The sequence below is a fragment of the Streptomyces sp. NPDC053048 genome, assembly GCF_044547045.1.
Classification (GTDB): domain Bacteria; phylum Actinomycetota; class Actinomycetes; order Streptomycetales; family Streptomycetaceae; genus Streptomyces.
The window spans coordinates 39,502-56,811 of record NZ_JBITZS010000018.1; the positions used below are offsets into that span (position 1 = coordinate 39,502).

18 protein-coding genes are annotated in these 17,310 nt (G+C 71.2%); 8 read left to right on the top strand and 10 right to left on the bottom strand.

What is annotated here, in order from left to right:
- Positions 1–31 precede the first annotated feature (31 nt).
- From ACIG36_RS32775 to ACIG36_RS32815, 9 genes are all read right to left on the bottom strand, one after another.
- Entirely contained in the window at positions 32–2,335 is a 2,304-nt protein-coding gene (locus tag ACIG36_RS32775) for a hypothetical protein (RefSeq protein WP_399936078.1), read from the bottom strand.
- 97 nt (positions 2,336–2,432) lie between these two features.
- On the bottom strand, positions 2,433–2,849 hold the full coding sequence (locus tag ACIG36_RS32780; protein ID WP_399936080.1) for a conjugal transfer protein TraB: 417 nt from the start codon (positions 2,847–2,849) through the stop codon (positions 2,433–2,435).
- Positions 2,850–2,851: 2 nt separating this feature from the next.
- Entirely contained in the window at positions 2,852–4,843 is a 1,992-nt protein-coding gene (locus ACIG36_RS32785; RefSeq protein WP_399936081.1) for a hypothetical protein, read from the bottom strand.
- Positions 4,844–5,177: 334 nt separating this feature from the next.
- Positions 5,178–5,393, bottom strand: coding sequence for a hypothetical protein (locus ACIG36_RS32790; protein ID WP_399936083.1), 216 nt, complete (start codon positions 5,391–5,393; stop codon positions 5,178–5,180).
- Positions 5,394–5,397: 4 nt separating this feature from the next.
- Positions 5,398–5,955 carry a hypothetical protein gene (locus ACIG36_RS32795; protein ID WP_399936085.1) on the bottom strand — a complete coding sequence of 186 codons (558 nt, stop codon included), beginning with the start codon at positions 5,953–5,955 and terminating at the stop codon, positions 5,398–5,400.
- Between the two features lie 72 nt (positions 5,956–6,027).
- Positions 6,028–8,127 (bottom strand): hypothetical protein, encoded by a 2,100-nt coding sequence (locus ACIG36_RS32800; protein WP_399936086.1) that lies wholly within the window; start codon positions 8,125–8,127, stop codon positions 6,028–6,030.
- Positions 8,128–8,193: 66 nt separating this feature from the next.
- Positions 8,194–8,601 carry a hypothetical protein gene (locus ACIG36_RS32805; RefSeq protein WP_399936087.1) on the bottom strand — a complete coding sequence of 136 codons (408 nt, stop codon included), beginning with the start codon at positions 8,599–8,601 and terminating at the stop codon, positions 8,194–8,196.
- Positions 8,598–9,245 carry a hypothetical protein gene (locus tag ACIG36_RS32810; protein WP_399936089.1) on the bottom strand — a complete coding sequence of 216 codons (648 nt, stop codon included), beginning with the start codon at positions 9,243–9,245 and terminating at the stop codon, positions 8,598–8,600. The genes ACIG36_RS32805 and ACIG36_RS32810 overlap by 4 nt, the downstream gene beginning before the upstream one ends.
- Before the next feature lie 130 nt (positions 9,246–9,375).
- Entirely contained in the window at positions 9,376–9,762 is a 387-nt protein-coding gene (locus ACIG36_RS32815) for a hypothetical protein (protein WP_399936091.1), read from the bottom strand.
- Positions 9,763–10,340: 578 nt separating this feature from the next.
- Between ACIG36_RS32815 and ACIG36_RS32820 the strand changes: the two genes are divergently transcribed.
- The 7 genes from ACIG36_RS32820 (at position 10,341) to ACIG36_RS32850 (ending at position 16,120) form a co-directional block, all read left to right on the top strand.
- Positions 10,341–11,117, top strand: a complete 777-nt coding sequence (locus ACIG36_RS32820; protein ID WP_399936092.1) for a GntR family transcriptional regulator — start codon at positions 10,341–10,343, stop codon at positions 11,115–11,117.
- Positions 11,117–11,743 (top strand): GNAT family N-acetyltransferase, encoded by a 627-nt coding sequence (locus tag ACIG36_RS32825; RefSeq protein ID WP_399936094.1) that lies wholly within the window; start codon positions 11,117–11,119, stop codon positions 11,741–11,743. The genes ACIG36_RS32820 and ACIG36_RS32825 overlap by 1 nt, the downstream gene beginning before the upstream one ends.
- Before the next feature lie 447 nt (positions 11,744–12,190).
- A complete protein-coding gene (locus ACIG36_RS32830) occupies positions 12,191–13,306 on the top strand; it encodes a hypothetical protein (RefSeq protein WP_399936095.1) in 1,116 nt (371 codons plus the stop codon).
- 193 nt (positions 13,307–13,499) lie between these two features.
- On the top strand, positions 13,500–14,921 hold the full coding sequence (locus ACIG36_RS32835; protein ID WP_399936097.1) for a replicative DNA helicase: 1,422 nt from the start codon (positions 13,500–13,502) through the stop codon (positions 14,919–14,921).
- Between the two features lie 74 nt (positions 14,922–14,995).
- On the top strand, positions 14,996–15,424 hold the full coding sequence (locus ACIG36_RS32840) for a hypothetical protein (protein WP_399936099.1): 429 nt from the start codon (positions 14,996–14,998) through the stop codon (positions 15,422–15,424).
- Between the two features lie 103 nt (positions 15,425–15,527).
- Positions 15,528–15,866: a hypothetical protein gene (locus ACIG36_RS32845; protein ID WP_399936100.1), complete on the top strand. Its 339-nt coding sequence runs from the start codon at positions 15,528–15,530 to the stop codon at positions 15,864–15,866.
- The gene (locus tag ACIG36_RS32850; RefSeq protein WP_399936101.1) at positions 15,863–16,120 is read left to right on the top strand and encodes a hypothetical protein; all 258 of its coding nucleotides are present in this window, start codon (positions 15,863–15,865) and stop codon (positions 16,118–16,120) included. Before ACIG36_RS32845 ends, ACIG36_RS32850 begins: the two co-directional genes overlap by 4 nt.
- 156 nt (positions 16,121–16,276) lie before the next feature.
- On the opposite strand, the gene ACIG36_RS32855 is transcribed toward ACIG36_RS32850, so the two are convergent.
- Positions 16,277–16,600 carry a hypothetical protein gene (locus ACIG36_RS32855; protein ID WP_399936103.1) on the bottom strand — a complete coding sequence of 108 codons (324 nt, stop codon included), beginning with the start codon at positions 16,598–16,600 and terminating at the stop codon, positions 16,277–16,279.
- A gap of 205 nt (positions 16,601–16,805) precedes the next feature.
- On the opposite strand from ACIG36_RS32855, the gene ACIG36_RS32860 reads away from it, so the two are divergent.
- Positions 16,806–17,310 (top strand): alpha/beta hydrolase (locus tag ACIG36_RS32860; RefSeq protein ID WP_399936104.1); only part of this gene is annotated, 505 nt, incomplete at its 3' end.

Below are 17,310 nucleotides of genomic sequence, written 5' to 3' on the forward strand. Positions count from 1 at the left end.
TTCTCCGGGCCCGGCGGGGCGCGTGTGGTGTTCAGGGGCGCGGGGTGAGGGCCCAGTAGCCGTGGCGGGGCTGGATGACGTCGCCGGCCGCGGCGAGCTTGGAGAGCCAGTTGTCGACCGTTCCGGCGGCGGGCCCGTCGGGGGTGCCGACGCCGACGGCGGCGCGGATCTCGCGGGTGCGGTGGGGCTGTTCGTCGGCGAGGGCCTCGAGGATCTGGTCCTTGATCGACTTCGGCGCAGTCGGGACGGACGGCGGCGGGGTGGCCAGACCGGGGTTCTTGCTCTTCCGCCGGCGCTTGCCGCCCTCACCGTCTTCGTCGTCGCTGTCGCCGTCGGGGTCCTCGCCGGCGAGGAAGCGTTCGCCGGCGAGGAGGGCTTCGGCGTACGCGTGCCGGAAGACGGCGTCTTCCTCCGGGCTGAAGCCGGGGATGCTGGGGGCGCGTTCGAAGAGGGTGATCAGGTGGGGGTAGGTCTTGTCCTTCTTGAGGGCCTTGAAGACGCGCATGAGGGTGGCGCGGCCGCCCTGGAGGCCCCAGGCCATGCCCGCGGTGATCGGGCCGGGCGGAACGTCCTTGCCGTCCCAGGCGGCTTCGAGCTCTTCGGAGACGGAGCCGAAGAAGCGGCGGATGGGGGTGATCTCGGTGCCGTCGTTGACCATGTCGGTGGCCATCGACTGCGTCATCGTGGAGTTCACCCGGCCCATCCAGACCGTGCCTTGTTTCGCGTTGGCGCGGATCTTTTCGGCGTCGCCGAGGTCGGCGACGTGAATGGACTGGCCGGCGAAGCGGATCCCGAACCCGAACTTGCGGCCGGTCTGCTGGAGGCGCGCGATCATCATCACGAGCCACTTGGAGAACTCCTTGGGGCAGATGGCGTGCTCGCCGATCGCGAGGTTGATCTCGTCGAGGGTGACGTTCGCCAGCCGCCACGGGTCGCCCAGGACGAAGGAGCCCCAGCCGTTGGCGGCGCTGATCTTCTCGCGGTAGTCGGCGACCGCGCAGGCCCCGGCGAGGGTGGCGCCCATGGCGGCCAGGCCGGCGCCGAAGTGCCGCACCCGTCCGTTCGCCTCCGGCAGGGACATGCCCGACTGCGCGTCGGCGACGAGCGAGATGACGCCGCTGAGGCGTTCGGCGATCAGCACGGTGAGCAGGAAGACGCTCTTGCCGGAGCCCATGGCGCCGACGGCGAGGTCGGTGAGCGCGCCCATCTCCGGGTCGTACAGCGGCATCCGGAAGGGCCGTCCGTCGTGGCGCAGTCCGATGGTGATCCGTCCGTCCGGGCCCATCGTCAGGTCTTCGGCGGTGGCCTCGCGGATGTTGATCAGCGGGTGCTCGCGGTAGACGGTGACCACGCCGCGGGCCAGGCCGTCGGTCTCGACCATGAGCAGCTCGGGGTCGTCCATGTCGAGGACGCGGGCGAGCTTGAGGCGGGGCAGGCTGATCAGCTGGTCCTTGCCGGCCTCGATGAGGATACGGACGCGGTCCTCGCTGATGCGGTAGTCGACCAGGTGCATGCCCGGCGCTGCGCCGCCCGGGTTGGAGACGCGTTCCTCCCACAGCCCGGGCAGGCCCTCTTTGCGGGTGGCCTGCTGGGGCTGGGTGGGGGTGACGTGGAGGATGAGGCGGCCGGGGCCGTATCCGTCGGCGTCGAGGAGCATCACGGCGGGCGGTGGCACGTCGAAGGCGGCCCCGACCGAGGCGGGGGTCACGGTGGAGGGGACGGCTTGCCCGGCAGGGGCGAGGATCAGCGCGGTGAAGTCCGCCTGGCCCGGGGTGTGCTGGCGGATCGCTTCGAGGGTGGTCTCGCCGGTCGCCGGGGAGCGCTGCCACATCTGCCGCACGTGGTCCTCGAACGTGGTGGGCGCGGCCACCACGGTGGCGGGTTCGGCGGTCTGCTGGGGGAGTTGCTCGATGGCGCGGGCCAGGCCCCGTGAGCGTGTCCAGGGCATCATCGGGACCATCACGAGCGTCCAGGCCGCCGAGGCGAGCAGCGGCCAGCCCTCGGCGTAGCCGGCCACGGGGGCGAGGAGGCCGGAGGTGTAGGCGCCGGACCAGCCCAGCACGGGCAGGGCGCGCAGGGTGGACAGCAGCAGCCCGGGCCCGTTGTCGTCGGCGGTGCGCTTCCACAGGCGCCGGCCGGACAGGCCACCGACGGCTATCACGGGGGCGTGGGCCCACCACGGCAGGTCCAGCTGCGGGCCGAGTGCGGCCCACGTTCCGGCCGCGCCGTACAGGACGCGTTCCGCGGTTGCCAGGCGGCGGGCGGTCTTCGGTGTAAGCCCCCGTTTCCCGGGGGTGGGGGCGGCCTCGTCGGCCTTCACGATCTCGGTGGTCATAGGTGCTCCCGGGCACGGGGTGAACAAGGGGGAGTGAGGGGAGGGGCCCGGCGAGGTTCGCCGGGCCCCTCAGGGGTGCGTGAGCCGTGATGCGGACTCAGCGTTTGCGGTAGAAGCCCGGCTTCGCCTGCTGTACGTCGGAGGCCTGCACGCGCTCGTAGATGCCCCGGTATTCGCGTTCGTGCGCCTCGTCGAAGCCCTGGGCGTGAGCGGCCATCGCGTCGGCTGCGCCGGCCAGCGAGCCGGAGGCTTTCGCGATGTTGCGCAGCGCCTTGGCCGCTTCGTGGATCAGTGCGGTGAAGCGGGGCTCGACTTCGGCCTCGGCGCACATCTCGGCGATCCGGTCGGCGTCGGCGGCGTCCTTCTCCATGCGGCGCTGAAGGAGGTGCAAACGCTCCTTGAGAGCGAGCGCCGAGGCGGTCAGGGTCGTCACCTTCGCGGCGAGGGTCATGAAGGAGAGTTTCTCGCCGCGCGCAGGGAGTTGGGGGGCGGTGTAGGGGATCAGGTCGGTCATCGTCAGTCCTCGTTGTGGATGCGGGCGGAGGGCATGACCAGCCCGGCGTCGAGGGTGGCCTGCTGCACAGGCCGGTAGGCGTCGTGCATCTCGTCGTGCGCGACCTCGACGGCCTCGGAGGCGGCCAGCGACTCGGTGCGCATCTCTTCCGCTTTGGCCTTGACCAGGTCCATGGACTCCGCCAGCCGGTCCATCGCGGCCGAGGTGAGCCTGCCGATGATGTTGTTGCGCTGCGCCAGCTCCACGGCGAGCTCGCGCAGCGCGTCGCGCAGCTTGGACGCCCGGTCGGCGAGGACGGCGCACTCGTCGTACGTCGTCAGGCACTCGTCCTTGGAGTCGACCAGGGCGTCCAGGACGTCGTCGAGGGTCACCTCCGTCAGGTGCTCGGCGGACGCCATCGTCCGCAGCGCGGGAGTGCCGGATGGTGCTGCGCTCACGCGCGCCCCCTTCACGGTGGTTGTGGTGGTGTGGGTGCTGCCGGTGCTCCGGGGAAGGGCCGGGGTGCCCGCGGTCACCGCGGCGGGCTCCCACCGGCGGGCCTGCGTGCCCGGGTAGTCCGTCCGCTCGACGGTCCACACGGTCTCCGCGTCGTCGGCGGCGGTCCGCATCGAGTCCCAGGCGCTGCGCCGCTCTCCGCGGGGCGGGGGTTCCCAGAACCCCCAGTCGGCGCCTGTGCCGCCGGGATCGGTGGTGCTCTCCTCGGCCGTCGCCCGGGCTTTGGCCTTCTCCTGCATCCGGCGGGCGCGTTCCTTGCGGCGGGCCTTGCGACGGGCAGACGGCCCGCCCGCCCCGGGGGGCGTCTTCGGGTTCACCCGGGCCTTCTTCCTGCCGCTCCCGCCCGCCTTGGGCTTCTTCTTGGTCAGGTCGACCTTGGGCGCTGCTGCGCTGCGGTCCGGCTTGGCCTTCTTGGTGAGATCGACCTTCGGGGCGGTCTCGTCGGCCGCGCCGCCGCCGTCGTTGTCGCCGTCGCCCTTGGCCTTGCGGTCCTTCTTCTTCGGCTTCTTAACCTTGCTCACCACGGGCGGGGCCAGGTTCCTGCGCCGCTTGGCCAGCCGGCGCTGGGCTTCCTCCCCGACGGCCTGGCCCAGCGTGGTGCGGTCCGTCTCGCCCGCGGCCTCTTTCTTCTCCCTCTTGGCCTTGGCCTGGGTCTCCTTGGCCGCGCGCCGGGCCTCCTTCGCGGCCTGCTGACGCTCCCGGGCCTGCCCGCGGGCCTGCGAGCGGTCGGCGAGGGCGACGGCCTGCCGGGCACCGCGCCGTTCCTGACGGGCGGCCTGCCGCGCCGCGGCCCGTTCGTTGCGGCCCTTGGCCCGCTCGAGCGCCGGACTGGAAGCGTGCGAGCTCTGCGCCTTGCCGCCGGTCGGTGACTTGATGCCCTTGCCCTTGCCGTCCGTGGACGGCGACTTCGCCCCCGCGCCCTTCCTTCCAGCCGCGCCGTGGCCGCCGGTGCGGGCCCCCGTCGAGGCCGAAGACGGCTTCGACGAGCCCTTGGAGCCGCCAGAGCCAACCGGGCCCGACTTCGAGGCCCGGCCCGGCCCGGCGCCGGACCCCTTGCTGCCGCCGCTGGAACCGTGTCCGCCGGAGCGGCCGGCGCCCGAGCCCCGGCCCCCGCCGCCAGCGCCGGCGAGGGACTTGCGGCCGTACTCGTGGCTGCCAGGGACCTTGGCGGAGCGCTTGGCGGCCTTGTCGCCGAGGCCCTGCATCGCCAGACCGTGCTTGGCGCGCGCCTCTTCGGCGGCGAGCTGGTGTTTGAGGCGGGCCTCGCGCAGCGGCGCCGTCTCCGCGGCGCGTTCCAGGCGCTGCTGGCGCCAGTCCTGCACGACGGTGAAGGTGCCGCGCAGCGCCGCCAGCGCCACGGCGAGGGCCGCGGAGAGCCCCAGGGCTCCCAGCCCGGGCCCCTCCGGGTCTTCGTCTGCCGCGTCGCCAGTTCCCTCGGACCGCAGGGCGGCGGGCGCCGCGGGGGCGGGGAGGGGCGGTAGGCCCGGGGGTTCGGCCACCAGAGTCGCCAGGGAGTCGGCCGCCGACCGGCGGGTGCGCGCCGGAAGAAGAGCCGCCCCGTCATCGTCCGGCTCATCGTCCGGAGGCGGCGGGGCGGCAGGCGCCGCCGGAGAAGCGGCGCCGGGAAGCGGGGGGAGCCCCGGTGGAGCCCCGTCCCGAGAACGGAAAGTGATCACTGTCCCGTCGTTGTCGTCATCCACGGGTTTCTCCAGAGGTGTTGACAGACAGTCACCGGACCGGGCATCCTCGCGCGCCCGCGCGCCCATGCGCCCGCGCGCCCGCCTTGGGAGGCCCGATCCGGCTCGTCCGCCGTGATGATGATGAGAGTGATGACTACTGCGGGTAGCGGGCGCAGAAGTTCTGGAGGAAGCGCGTCAGCTCGTGCCACGCCTCCTCGTCGCCCGCCGCGGCCCGCTTCACGCAGATCGACCGGGCGGTGTCCCACCAGGCCGCCGCGACCCCCTTGGGGCCGCGGGCGGCCTGTTCGGCCTGGCGCTGCTGCGCGTGCCGCAGCCGGTTCTCTGCCCGGGCTTCCTTGATCGTCGCCATGGCGTCAGGCTCCCTTCCGGCCGCCGCCGAAGAGGTCGTTGATGCCCCTCAGCTCCCCGCCCGGCGGCGCGGCCGGCTGCGGCTGACCAGGGGCTTCGCCGTCCTGGCCGTCCTCGGGGGTGTGCGGGGCCATGGCGAGCGTCGTCTTGTGCAAGGACTTCGCGGCCAGTGCGCCGACCGCCTGCCGGCGGTGTGCCTTCTTCGCGGCCTTCTCCGCATCCTTCTTCGCGCGCTCCCCCGGCAGGGCCTCGACGAGGGCAACGTGGGTGGCGTAGGTGGTGCGCAGGGACTCCGCGGCCGCAGAAGCCTGCCGGGACGCCTTGACCAGGGCCTTGAGGTGCTTTTCGACCTTCCGGGCCCGCAGGACGGGCGACCACCGGCCGTCGCCGTCGACCCGCTGCTTGCGCAGGGCGGTCTGAAAGGCCGCCAGGGCCGCCTCGTAGTGCGCCGTGTCGGTGTTGTGCTCGCGCTGCCGGTCCAGCGTCCACCGGCTCAGCTGGTCCACGTCGAGCAGCGGCCGGAAGTCCGGGGTCACGGAGTTGACGATGTCGATGTCGGTCATGGGGATGGACTCCTTGTCGGGAAGGGGCCCGCCGTCTTTCGGGGGCAGATGGCGGGCCCGGCCCGCGGCTTGCTACGCCGCTTCGGCGGCGGTACGGACGGCGCGGATCTGGTTGCGGACCCACTCGGGATCCACGCCGCCGAACTCGGCGGCGAGAGCGGTAGGCGAGGGCGTCTCGCCCGCCGCGAGGAGAGCGGCGGCGCGGGCCCGTACGGCGGCGCGCTGCTCGCCCGTGGGCTTGTCGCCACCGGCACTACCGGGGCGCGGGCGGCGACCGGTACCCGGTCGCTTACCGCCCCGGTTACCGCTACCGGTAGGAGGCGGGTTACCGGTGCCGGTGCCGCCACCGGTAGAAGCCGGTTTACCGCTACCGGTAGGCGGCGAGTCACCGGTACCGGTAGAACGCGGGTTACCGGTCTCGCTACCGCCACCGGTAGACGCGGGCTTACCGCCACCGGGGGAGGGCGGGATACCGGTCTGCTCCTCCGGCTTACCGGGCTCGTCGACGGGGGCCTCGGGCGCGACCTCGGGCGCCTCCGGCTTGTCGTGGTCGATGAGGTTGTGCACTCGCCAAACCACGGTGACGAAGACCAGGACGACGCCGACGATCAGCTGCTGCGGACCGCGGGCGTTCGGGTCGGCGAGGTGAGCGGCGATGTTGGCGGCCGCCATGATGCCCAGCGCCCACGGCACGTCCGTGCGGCGGCGGAAGGCGGTGACGGCGTAGATGTCGATCGCCGCCGGCAGCAGCGGCGCCGCGTACGGGTGGATGCCGACCAGGCGGGCGAGGTGGTACTCGCCCTGGGCGGTCAGCCCGACCGCGGACACCAGCCCCAGCCAGGGCAGCTGATTCCAGAACTGGCGGACCACCGTCCGCCGCCACGACGACCGCGACGCCTTCCGCCTCTTGGCAGCAAGAGCCTTGCGGTACGTCTCCTCGGCGGCGCGCTGCTGGTGTTGGGCGCGGTTCATGGCCTCAACCGCGTCCGCCATCAGCTCGCTCTTCTGATCCTCGGCACCGGCCAAGATCGCCTCCGCACCGCGGCGAGCCTCCGCCTCGGCGCTCCGCTGCATCTGTTCCAGCTCTCCGGCGAGCTTGCGCACCTTCTGCTGATGCTCACTCTCGCGGCGCTCGACCCGCGCCCGGAAGTCGGCCTCCAGGGCATCGCGGCGCCGTTCGAGCTCGCCGTCAATCTCGCCGCGACGAGCGACGAGTTCCTCTTCCAGCTCGAGGCGCGCCCGCCGGCGGATCATCTCCACCTCGGAGTCGGCCGCCGCCCGCATCGCTTGGGCCTCGGCCGCCTGCGCCTGGGCCTCCGCCACGATCTTCGCGGCATCGGCCAGAGCCGTGCGGTAAGCGGCCTCCGCCGCCTCCCGGCGCAGCGCCGCCAGTTCAGCGGCTTGCTGCGTGGCTTCAGCGAGCAGTTGCTTGGCCTGTTCCTCGGCCTTGGCCTGGATGGCTCGCGCCGCGAGGGTTGCCTCGGCACGGTGCCGGGCCGCCGTCGCCCGCGCGGAGGTGACCGTGTTCTTCGCCGTCTGCCGGGCGTCGTCAAGGACTTCGTTGGCCTGGTGCTCGGCCGCGCGCCGCACCTGTTCAGCGTCGACGGTGGCCCGGCGCAGCCGGTCCCCGGCTTCCTCGCCCGCCTCGACCAGCACCTGGCGAGCGCTCGCGGCCGCCGCGCGCTGGGTCCGGTCGGCCAGGTCCTCGGCGGCCGTCGTGATGTTCTGTGCGGCCCAGGCCGCGTCGGCCCGGGCCTCTTCCAGGGTGTGCTGCGCGTCCAGGCCGGCGGCGGCGCGCATTTGGTGCGCGTCGGCAGTAGCCCGGCGCAGTCGGTTCCCGGCCTCGTCGGCCGCCTCGGCCAGCACCCGGCGGACGTCGGTGGCCGCGGCCTGGCGGATGAGCTCGGCCTGTTCCCCGGCGCGCCGGGTGAGCTCCGCTGCCTCCGTGAAGGCCGCCATTCTGGCGGCGTCCAGGATGTCCGCGGCACGGTCGACCATGTCGGCGGCCCGGTCGCGACTGTCCGCGAGCAGGGCGTCCGCCTCCGTTCGCTGCGCCGAACGCGGCTCCGGATCCGGCGGTGTCGCCTGGGGGCGGGGGAGGGGTGTCTTCGCAGCCGGCTTGCGGGTGGCCGGCTTGCGGGGCTTGTTGCGGGTGGCTGTACGGGCCGCCACGCGACAACTCCTTTCGTGCAGACGGTGGCCGCCGTCGGCGGCCACCGTGGGGGCGTGGGGTGCCCGTCATTCCTTGGCGAGGCGAGCCGTCATCCGGTCCACGGCGTCTTCCAGGGGTTCGAGCGCGTCGGCCACCCGCGCCGCGAACTCCTGGTCGCCGGACCTCTTGCAGGCGTGCTCGGCGTCGTCGAGCCGGTCGTCCACCCAGTCGAGGTGGCGCTCGAGCCAGTTCCACGTCCGGCCGCGGGCGCTGAGCACCTCGCACAGGACGTACCCGGGGGTGGCGTAGGCGACGATCGCCACGACCATCAAGCGCCGCTTGACGACGCCCAGCCGGCTGGCGTCCCTCGCGGCGAGCGCGATCAGGGCGAGGTTCTGGTGCACCTCGTAGTCGACGGCGTTCCAGGTCGCCACGTCGCCGTGGGCTTTACGGAACGTCCGAACGGCCTTGCTGCTGCGCAGAGACACGGTCATGGGGTCGCCTCTCCAGTGCTGGTCAGGGCGTCGAGGGTGACGCTGATCTGCTCGGCTACCGCGGGCTGCTCGCGCTGGAGCTGCTGCAACAGCTCGACGACGAGGGCCTCGCGCGGCATCGGCTCCGGACGGTCGTCCGGCGGCAGGACGCGGTGCGAAACGAAGAACCCGTCGGGCTCGGAGGCCAGCCGCGTCGACGGCACCCAGCGAGCGGGGTCCGCCGGCACGGCCGGATCGATCGCGTGCGCCCGGCGCGTCGCCGCCCGGTAGGTGCGCTCGACGCTGAGAATCTTGGAGCCGCGCTGCAGGACATGGACGGTGGTCTCCCCGTGGCGCACCACCGCCAGCTCCGCGGACAACTCCCGCGCCAGCTTCTGAGCGCCCGCCAGGTCGTCGAGCAGCTGTCCGCGCTGAGTGCGGTGGAGGCGCGCGTCCTCTTCAGCGGTCTTCAACTCCGACTGCGCATCCGCCAGGAGTGCGCGGAGCCGGTCGATTTCGGCGCGGCGGGCCCGGCTGGCGCCCAGCGCCGTACCGAGCCGACCGGCGAGCACCTTCCGGTCCGCGGCAACGCCCTCCAGCTGGGCGGCCGCAGCGTCGACGGCGTCGAGCAGTTCGCGGTATCGCTTGCGGCTGATCAGCTTCACCGACGGCCTCCCACTCCGGAGACGGCCCGGCCGTGGCGCTGAAGGTCTTCCTGCGACTGGCGGCGGGCCTCTTCAGCCCGCCGCGCGGCGTCAGCCGCCGCTTTGGCGGCCGCGGCCTGCTCCTGCCGGGTCACAGCAGGCGGGAGGGGTCGGCGGACACCGTGCCGGTCAGCACCGCGAGCTCCTCGGGGGTCACCCAGCCCTGGGGGATGACCACCTTCAGCAGGACAACGCCCTCGCACATGGAGCCGGTGACGACCATCTGACCGTTGGGCAGCGAACCGGGGCGGGCGTCGTCGATCTCGGCGAGCAGCGCGGGCAACACGCTCACGGCGGCGGGCGTGACGGTGATGGTGACGATGATCGTGGACGGGGCAACCTCGAAGGCCACGCGGACGCCGAGACGGGCCAGGCCCTGGACGTCCTCGAAGAGCGGGAAGACGGTGGCAACGGCGTCGAGGACGTCGTTGGTGATGCCGGTGGCGTGCAGCGGCATGTCGGACGGCATGATGGACATGCGGATCAGCTCCCTGTGAGATCGGGCTTGGTCCGTGCAGACCCCCGGCACACATGGCGCTCCAACGCCGTGCCGGGGGTCGCGCCGTCTGTGCGGCGCGGTGGGCGAGTAGGGAGTCGAACCCCTCCTCCGCAGAGCCCCGCCTGGGCTCGCCCGTGGATCTGCCTCCGCCTCGCCCCCATCACCTCCTCCGGAGGGGCTCTCGGCGGGATCCCGTACATCGCACTCTGTTGAGTTCTCAAGGCCGCGGACGCTCCGCTCGCCCGGCCTGCCGCAACCTGTGCGGCGGTCCCGTTGGGTGGATCACGAGGGGCGTTTAGGCATGGCTGTGCCGACAAACAGGTGGCACTCGCTCCCATCAACTTCGTGTCCGAAGTGGGAACGGGGACGACCGTAGCCCCGTCGAAGCGAGATCGTCAACCACTTCAGACACGAAGTCGAGAAAAGGCATCCGGCCTGGAAAATTGGGTCACATCTGCGATTTTTAGCCGGTGACGTGCGGCCATTGCCGACTTCCGACCTGAAGAATGACGGCTCTGCCGACCCTTCGGACACGAAGATGGGCTATGGTGCGGCCCATGCCACCGAAGAAGTCAGAGCCGCCGCCGACACGCGGGATCACCGAGGATCTGCACCGCCAGATCTCCTCAGGTGAACTCCAGCCGGGCGACCAGTTGCCGAGCACCCGGGAACTGGCCGCGCACTACGGCGTGGCAGAGAAGACCGTCTACCGGGCCATCGCCCTGATGAAGGCCGCTGGCGAACTGGAGGCCAGGCAGGGCAAGGGAGTGTTCGTCCGGGGGAACCACCCCCTCGAATGGCACCTCCACCGCTTCGAGCGCGGCGACCGCCGCGACAGCCCGGAGATCGGCCGCGACGACTGGCAGGCCGCAGCCATCGAACAAGGCCGCACCCCCTCCCAGGACACCCCACAGGTGTCCGTCGAGGCCGCGCCGGCCGACATCGCAGGCTGGCTCAAGCTCCGCCCCGGGACGTTCGTCGTCGCCCGACGCCGCATCCGCCGGGTGGACGGCGAGCCCTTCCAACTCGCCGACTCTTGGTTCCCGACCCAGATCGCGCTGGACTCGCCGCTGATGGAGCAGCGGGACGTCACCATGCCCGGCGGCATCCTCGCCGCGATAGGACACCCCCAGCGGTACCTGCGCGACGAGATCAGCTCCTGGCCCCCCACCAGTCCCTCCGAGGCCGAGCGTCTGGAACTCCCGGACGGCGTGGGCACTCCCATCACCCGCCACGTCCGCATCGGCTACGACCAGGACCGCCAGCCGATCCGCGTCATGGTCACTGTGGCTCCCGGGCACCTCAACCGGCTCATCTACGAGATGGAGGTCTGATGCCCGACCTGATCATGCGCGAGGCCACTCCCTCCGATATGCCCGCGCTGATGGGCCTGCGCATCGAGGCCGAGCAGTGGCTCGCGGCCGCGGGAGTCGACCAGTGGCGCGACGCTCGCACGCGCGGGCCCGCCCTCAAGAAGTGGATGGCGGACATCGAGGCCGGACGCACGTGGATCGCGGTCACCAAGGCCGACGACGTGCTGGGCACCGTCACCCTCGCCCGCCCCGACATGGACTTCTGGACCACCGAGGACCAGCCCGACTCGGCCGCCTACGTCGGCAAGCTCATCACCGCCCGCGCGGCTGCCGGCCTCGACCTCGGCGACCGCATCCTCGACTGGGTCGGTGCCACCGCTCGCCAACGCGGACTTCCCTGGGTCCGGCTGGACTGCTGGCGCGACAACACCCGCCTCCAGAACTACTACCTGCGCAGAGGCTTCCGCCACGTACGGACCGAGGCCCCCGCCCACCGCCTGAGCGGGTGGCTGGCACAGCGCCCCGCCTCGACCATCACCCGGCCGGGCCGCCCGCTCGTCTCCGCCCGCGCTTCAGCGGAGGCGCAGGGGGCGGGGGAAGCTCCAGCGCAGGTGAAGGCCGAGGTCACGTCAGGCGCGCCCGGCTGAGCTGGTATTGATGCGGCGGCTGACACGCCGGGCGATACGATGCGCAACGTCCCTTCGTACTGACGGGACGCAGAAAGCAGAAGGCCCGGACCAAAAGGTCCGGGCCAACCAAAGCCGAAGACTCGTCTCTCTCGCCAAAGTTTGATCGAGTCGGCGGCCAACGTCGCGGTAGCGGCTCAGGAGCATCCCCTCGCTCGCGTGAACCGCGTGCGGTCCCACGATAGCGGGCCCGGCGCCGGTTCGTGCAGTAGGTCTGACTTCCTGTTTCGCTGATCGCGGGAAGGCGAACACGGTGCACGGCCTGAAGGCTCGGTTTGACCAGGCGATTTCCTTCGCCGGAGGTCCCCCTATCATCACCACCCCCTTGGGTGAAGCACCAGGGCGTGGTGTTACTCACATCACTTTCTCCGGTCGGGGCAGTGCCCGCGTCCTGCCCGGGGGTGTCCGGTGACGAACAAGCGCCCCCGCGAGACGTGGGCACGGGCCATCGAGCCGGAGCCGAGCGTCACGATCACCGAGGAGACGTTCTTCGGGCACGGCTGGCAGCCGCTCACGATCGCCGTTCTTCAGGCTCTGTGGTTCATGCCGCCCGGCGAGGAGTTCGACGTCCCAGAGCTCGTCGGCTGGTTCCGCGCGATGGGCTGGAAGTCGGGAAACGGTAAGCCACTCGGGGAGGACGCTGTCCGCCGCGAGCTCGCGCTGATCCGCAAGGCCGGCTACATCCGCACGTACCGCGTCCGTCTGGAGGGCGGGACGCTCGGAGGCGCCCGGTACGAGATCTCGAAGCGGCCGAAGGCGCCCCAGGAGCAGATCGAGTACATCACCAGCGAAGCAACAAAACCGCAGGTCACACCTGATGCCTCCAATGGAGGAGTCAGGCCCGGACCTGATGCCTCCAATGAGGAAAATCGCAGGTCAGACCTGATGCCTTCATTCACCGGGTCAGGTGGATTGCCTGGTCAGGTGGATGCGGCAAAACCGCAGGTGGCACCTGTTGCCTCCAATGGCGGTTCCCCCCCCACACCCCCCCTGGAGGTGGTGGTAACCACCTCCCCCAACCCCCTCACGCCTCACGGCGTCCCCGCGGAGCACACCAATCCCGCTGCGCGGGAGGAGGCGGAGGAAGCGTTCGACGCGGAGGCCGTTGCCACCGCTGAGGAGTTCCTTCAGGAGATGCCCGCTCCGTGGGCGGTCGGACGCCCGACCGCGCGCCGGTATGCCCCGTTGTTGGTGGAGAGCATCACGGCCCAGGGCTGGGAGTTGGATGACGCCCTGATTGCTGAGCTGACCAAGGGCCCCTTGCCCCACAACCCGCAGGGCGCGCTGAAGTCCCGGATCGAGAACCTGGTCCGGCGGCACCGTGCCGCGGCGACCGCACGCGCCGTGCCCAACCAGGCCCGTCCCTCCGCGCAGCCCGCTGCCAGCCTGCCCGGGTACTGCGGGGACCTGGACTGCGACGAAATCACTCGGATGCGGACCATCGAGGATGAATCCGGCATGCGCACCGTCGTGCGCTGTCCGGACTGCTTCCCGCACTTGCGCCCGGCTGTCGCGAGCGTCTGACCCCAAGATCGCGAACGGCCGTCTGGCGGCCTGAGTGGTCACCGAAGGGTCGGATGGGCCCGAGGACCCCTCTCGGTGCGCTGAGGGGCGCTCAGGTCCCTTCGCGGCCTATCTGATCAAGCATGACGGCGGCCGGAAATCCTCGCCAGGCTCCGGCCGCCGCTCGAAGACTCCCAGAACAGGAGCTCTACCTATGAGCATCGCAGAACTTCCGGGAACCACCGACCCCGACCTTTTCCCGGCCGAGGGCCCCCGCCCCGCGGACGGCGGGTTCGACCGCACGCCGCCGCACGACAATGACGCCGAACAAGCGGTGCTCGGCGCGATGATGCTGGCCACCCAGAGCAGTACCGCCCGCGTCATCGACGAGATTGACTCGGAGCTGCGCGACCCGGCGGACTTCTACAAGCCCGCCCACGAGACGATCTACCGCGCGATCCTCGACATGTACGGCTCGAGCACGGGCGCTACGCCGAGGATCGACCCGATCACCGTGGCCGCCGAGCTCACCAAGCGAGGTGAGCTTGCCAAGATCGGCGGTGCCCCCTACCTCCACACCCTCGTCCAGACCGTGCCCACGACGGCGAACGGCCCGCACTACGCCGCGATCATCCGCGAGCGTGCGGCGCTGCGACAGATCATCCAAGCCGGCACCCGCATGGTGCAGATGGGATACGCCGCCACCGACGACGCCGACCGGATCGCCGCGGACGCCATGGCCGAGGTTCAGGCCGCCGCGACCGGGACCACCGAAGCTACGCCGCCCCTGTCGGTCGCCGACCGGTGGGAGACTTTCCTCGACGAGCTTCAGGCCGGCGAGGACCCCAGCGCGCTGGATACCCCGTGGCGGGACCTCAACGACGTCATCCAGCTCAAGCCCGGCCAGCTGATCACGGTCGGCGCGGCCACCGCCGGTGGCAAGAGCTTGTTCGGCATGAACCTTGCTGCCCACGTCGCCCTCAAGCGCAACCGGCCCGCCCTGGTCATCAGCCTGGAGATGGGGGGCGGTGAACTCATGGCTCGGCTCACCGCCGCAGAGGCGAACATCAACGTCGACCGACTGATTCGCCGCCAGTGCACCGAGCAGGACTGGGAACGCATCGCCAAGGTCTCCGACCGCATGGCCAACGCGCACAACTTCGTCCTCGACGACTCCGCGCATCTGACCCTGTCGAAGATCCGGGCCCGTATCCGGTGGATGACGGCCCGCGGGCACGCACCTGCGATCGTCGTCGCCGACTACCTCCAGCTCATGACCCCCGAGGGCACCAGCAAGAACTCCAGCCGTGCCCAGGAGGTTGCTGACATCAGCCGGGGCCTCAAGGTGATGGCGATGGAGTTCGGCATCCCCGTCGTCGCCCTCGCCCAGTTCAACCGGGGCGCTGTCGGCCGGCGCCCCCTCGTCTCCGACTTCAAGGACTCCAGTGCCATTGAGCAGGACTCCAACATCATCGTCCTGCTCCACCGCGAGCTTGCTGAAGACGGCACCGACACCGGCCCCAAGGCGGGCACCGTCGAGGCCATCATCGCCAAGAATCGAAATGGGGCATCTGGGCGAATTGTCGAACTGGCATTCCAGGGGCATATGGGGCGTCTGGCCTCTATGGCACGCTGACTGACCTGCGCGTTTCCCGTTTCCCGGGGGCGGCTCGACCGGCCGCCCCCGGCACCTGAGACCGGAGAACACAGATGCTCACCATCGAGACCGTCCGTACGAACCGACACCTCGACGAGGACCAGGCTGCCCGCGTCGTCGACCTGTGGAACGCCGCCTACCCGGGCATGCGCGAGATCCTCGACACCGTGATCCGCGCTTGGCGTGAGGTCGGCGACGACCGCGTCGAGAGCCTGGAACGGGTACGACGCGAGCTCGGGCAGATGGACCGGGGTACGTACCGGGACTGCAAGCGCAGTGCACCCGTCTTCATCCCGTCCCACTCCCGGAGCCACCTCCTCGCCGTCCTCAACGTGACGTCCATCGGCAACCCGCACGCCGGCAGCATCCACCGCCTGGCCGCCGAGCTCGCCGACCTCACCGTCGCCCGGCACGAGCGCCTCGGTGCCGAGACCGCCGCCCGCCAGCAGACCAGTGCCTCGGCACCGGCCGGTGCCGCATGACGAACAGCAGGCCCAGCAAGACGACGGCCGGGAGAGCCCAACCCGCCCCTCCCGGACGCCGGGATCGAGCACACTGGACACCGACAGCAGGAGGAGGCTCCCGATGAGTGCACAGCCGGCCGAGGCGCCGTACCCGACTCGCTCGCCGTACCGGATCGAGGCCGACGAGGGCCCGCAGAATCTGGCGGAGCTCAAGGCCGCGCTCGCGCCGTGGCCGGAGCACCTGATGGCGTTCACAGCGCGCTTCGAGGCTGCCGAGTTCGGGAAGCTGAAGGACCTGATCGCCGAGTACCGCATGGTGTGGCTGTCACTGGTCCACCCCGTCCTTCGCGCAGCCTCAGCCGACGTGCAGGGGGCCAGCGCCGGGGCCGTGCCGTGGGATGAGGTCATGGCCGACTACGACCCCGAGACGTTCGAGCTGCTCCCGGGGGCGCGTCCGTGACCTACAAGGTGATGGTGGGCCCCGATGCCCGCCGGGGCATGGCCAGTCTGGCCCCAGAGCAGCGGCGAGCCGTCAACGACGCGGTGCGCGGCCCGCTCGCGGACAGGCCGCTCGACGTCGGGCAGGAGCACGAAGGGCGTGGGCCGGGCGCGCTGAGGATGCTCGTCCTGGAGCGCGCGAGAGTCTCCGTCGGCTACCGGGTGTACGTCGACCGCGTCGAAGTCGAGATCGTGTGGCTCATCGGTCACCCTTGACCTTGGCCCCGTCGCATGAAGCCCTCGGACACCGCGGAAGAAGCGGTCTTCGAGGGCTTCATGCCGTCGTCGACCGGGGGAGGGGCCGCGGACCGTGCCCCGGTGGGCTGATTGTGACAACGACAGATAGGTCCGTCAGATCGATGGGTGGCCCGACTACGCGAGCCCTGCTTCCCGAGCGATCCAGCAGGCGGCGGTGATCCGGTGATGGACCTCCGCGCCGGTGCGGTCCTGGAGGCCCTCTGGCAGGTCATCCATGCTGCCGGTCAGGATTTGATCGGCGCGTGCCATCACGTGGACGTACAAGGTCAGCGCGGGCAGCGTCACCTCGCCGAAGGCGGCCGTGACTGTGTCCCGAACGTCCTGGGCGTAGAACTCCAGTAGCTGCTCGCCCCGGTGTCCGAGCGAGCGGAAGTCGTCGATGTTCTGCCCAGCGGCGTTGTCCAACCAGTCCCGGAGAGTCGGCCACGTGTCGTTCATGTCTTCAGTGTTCGCGAGCTTTGCCGTGCTGCTACGGAAGCGCGCCGAGGACGAGACCGGGGCCACCTATCGGTCCTCTCACAGGCCAACTGCGATTCGTTGAAACTCACTCACCTGCGGGATCGGCGGGGGTATGAGGCCATCTACTGGTCGCGGTCACACTGATCTCCTGTGCGGGCGGGCCGGAGTCGGTACGCTCCGCCTCATGGAGCTGGAGACCACGTTCCGTTCGCTCGACGGCACTGCCCTGGCGGGCACGGTGACGGCCCCGGAGGCGGCTGCGGAGCGGTTGGCGGTGCTGGTGCACGGCGCCGGCGTCACTCGGGAAGGCGACTTTCTCCCCCGGATCGCGGCCCGACTCGCGGAGGCCGGCACGCGCTGCCTGCGCTTCGACCTGCGGGCCCACGGCGCCAGTGGTGGCCAGCCGCAGGACATCACGATCGCCGCAGTCGCCAACGACATCAGGGCCGCCGCGGATCACCTGCGTGCCGAGAGCGGTCTCGACCTGCCCGCGACCGTGATCGCGGCCTCGTTCTCCGGCGGCGCGGCCGCACTGCATGCCGCGCACCGGCCGGACGACGTCGAGCGCCTGGTCCTGCTCTACCCGCGTCTCGCCTACCGCGAGCGGTACATCACCAGCCGCCCGTACACCGACCCCGCCGGCTACCTGTCGGCCGAGGCCGCACAGGCCCTCGACGGGCAAGGCTTCA

Coding starts and splice junctions, on each gene's coding strand:
- ACIG36_RS32775 (WP_399936078.1), bottom strand. CDS start 2,335: ATGACCACCGAGATCGTGAAGGCCGACGAGGCCGCCCCCACCCCCGGG.
- ACIG36_RS32780 (WP_399936080.1), bottom strand. CDS start 2,849: ATGACCGACCTGATCCCCTACACCGCCCCCCAACTCCCTGCGCGCGGC.
- ACIG36_RS32790 (WP_399936083.1), bottom strand. CDS start 5,393: ATGGCGACGATCAAGGAAGCCCGGGCAGAGAACCGGCTGCGGCACGCG.
- ACIG36_RS32795 (WP_399936085.1), bottom strand. CDS start 5,955: ATGACCGACATCGACATCGTCAACTCCGTGACCCCGGACTTCCGGCCG.
- ACIG36_RS32805 (WP_399936087.1), bottom strand. CDS start 8,601: ATGACCGTGTCTCTGCGCAGCAGCAAGGCCGTTCGGACGTTCCGTAAA.
- ACIG36_RS32815 (WP_399936091.1), bottom strand. CDS start 9,762: ATGTCCATCATGCCGTCCGACATGCCGCTGCACGCCACCGGCATCACC.
- ACIG36_RS32820 (WP_399936092.1), top strand. CDS start 10,341: ATGCCACCGAAGAAGTCAGAGCCGCCGCCGACACGCGGGATCACCGAG.
- ACIG36_RS32825 (WP_399936094.1), top strand. CDS start 11,117: ATGCCCGACCTGATCATGCGCGAGGCCACTCCCTCCGATATGCCCGCG.
- ACIG36_RS32835 (WP_399936097.1), top strand. CDS start 13,500: ATGAGCATCGCAGAACTTCCGGGAACCACCGACCCCGACCTTTTCCCG.
- ACIG36_RS32840 (WP_399936099.1), top strand. CDS start 14,996: ATGCTCACCATCGAGACCGTCCGTACGAACCGACACCTCGACGAGGAC.
- ACIG36_RS32845 (WP_399936100.1), top strand. CDS start 15,528: ATGAGTGCACAGCCGGCCGAGGCGCCGTACCCGACTCGCTCGCCGTAC.
- ACIG36_RS32855 (WP_399936103.1), bottom strand. CDS start 16,600: ATGAACGACACGTGGCCGACTCTCCGGGACTGGTTGGACAACGCCGCT.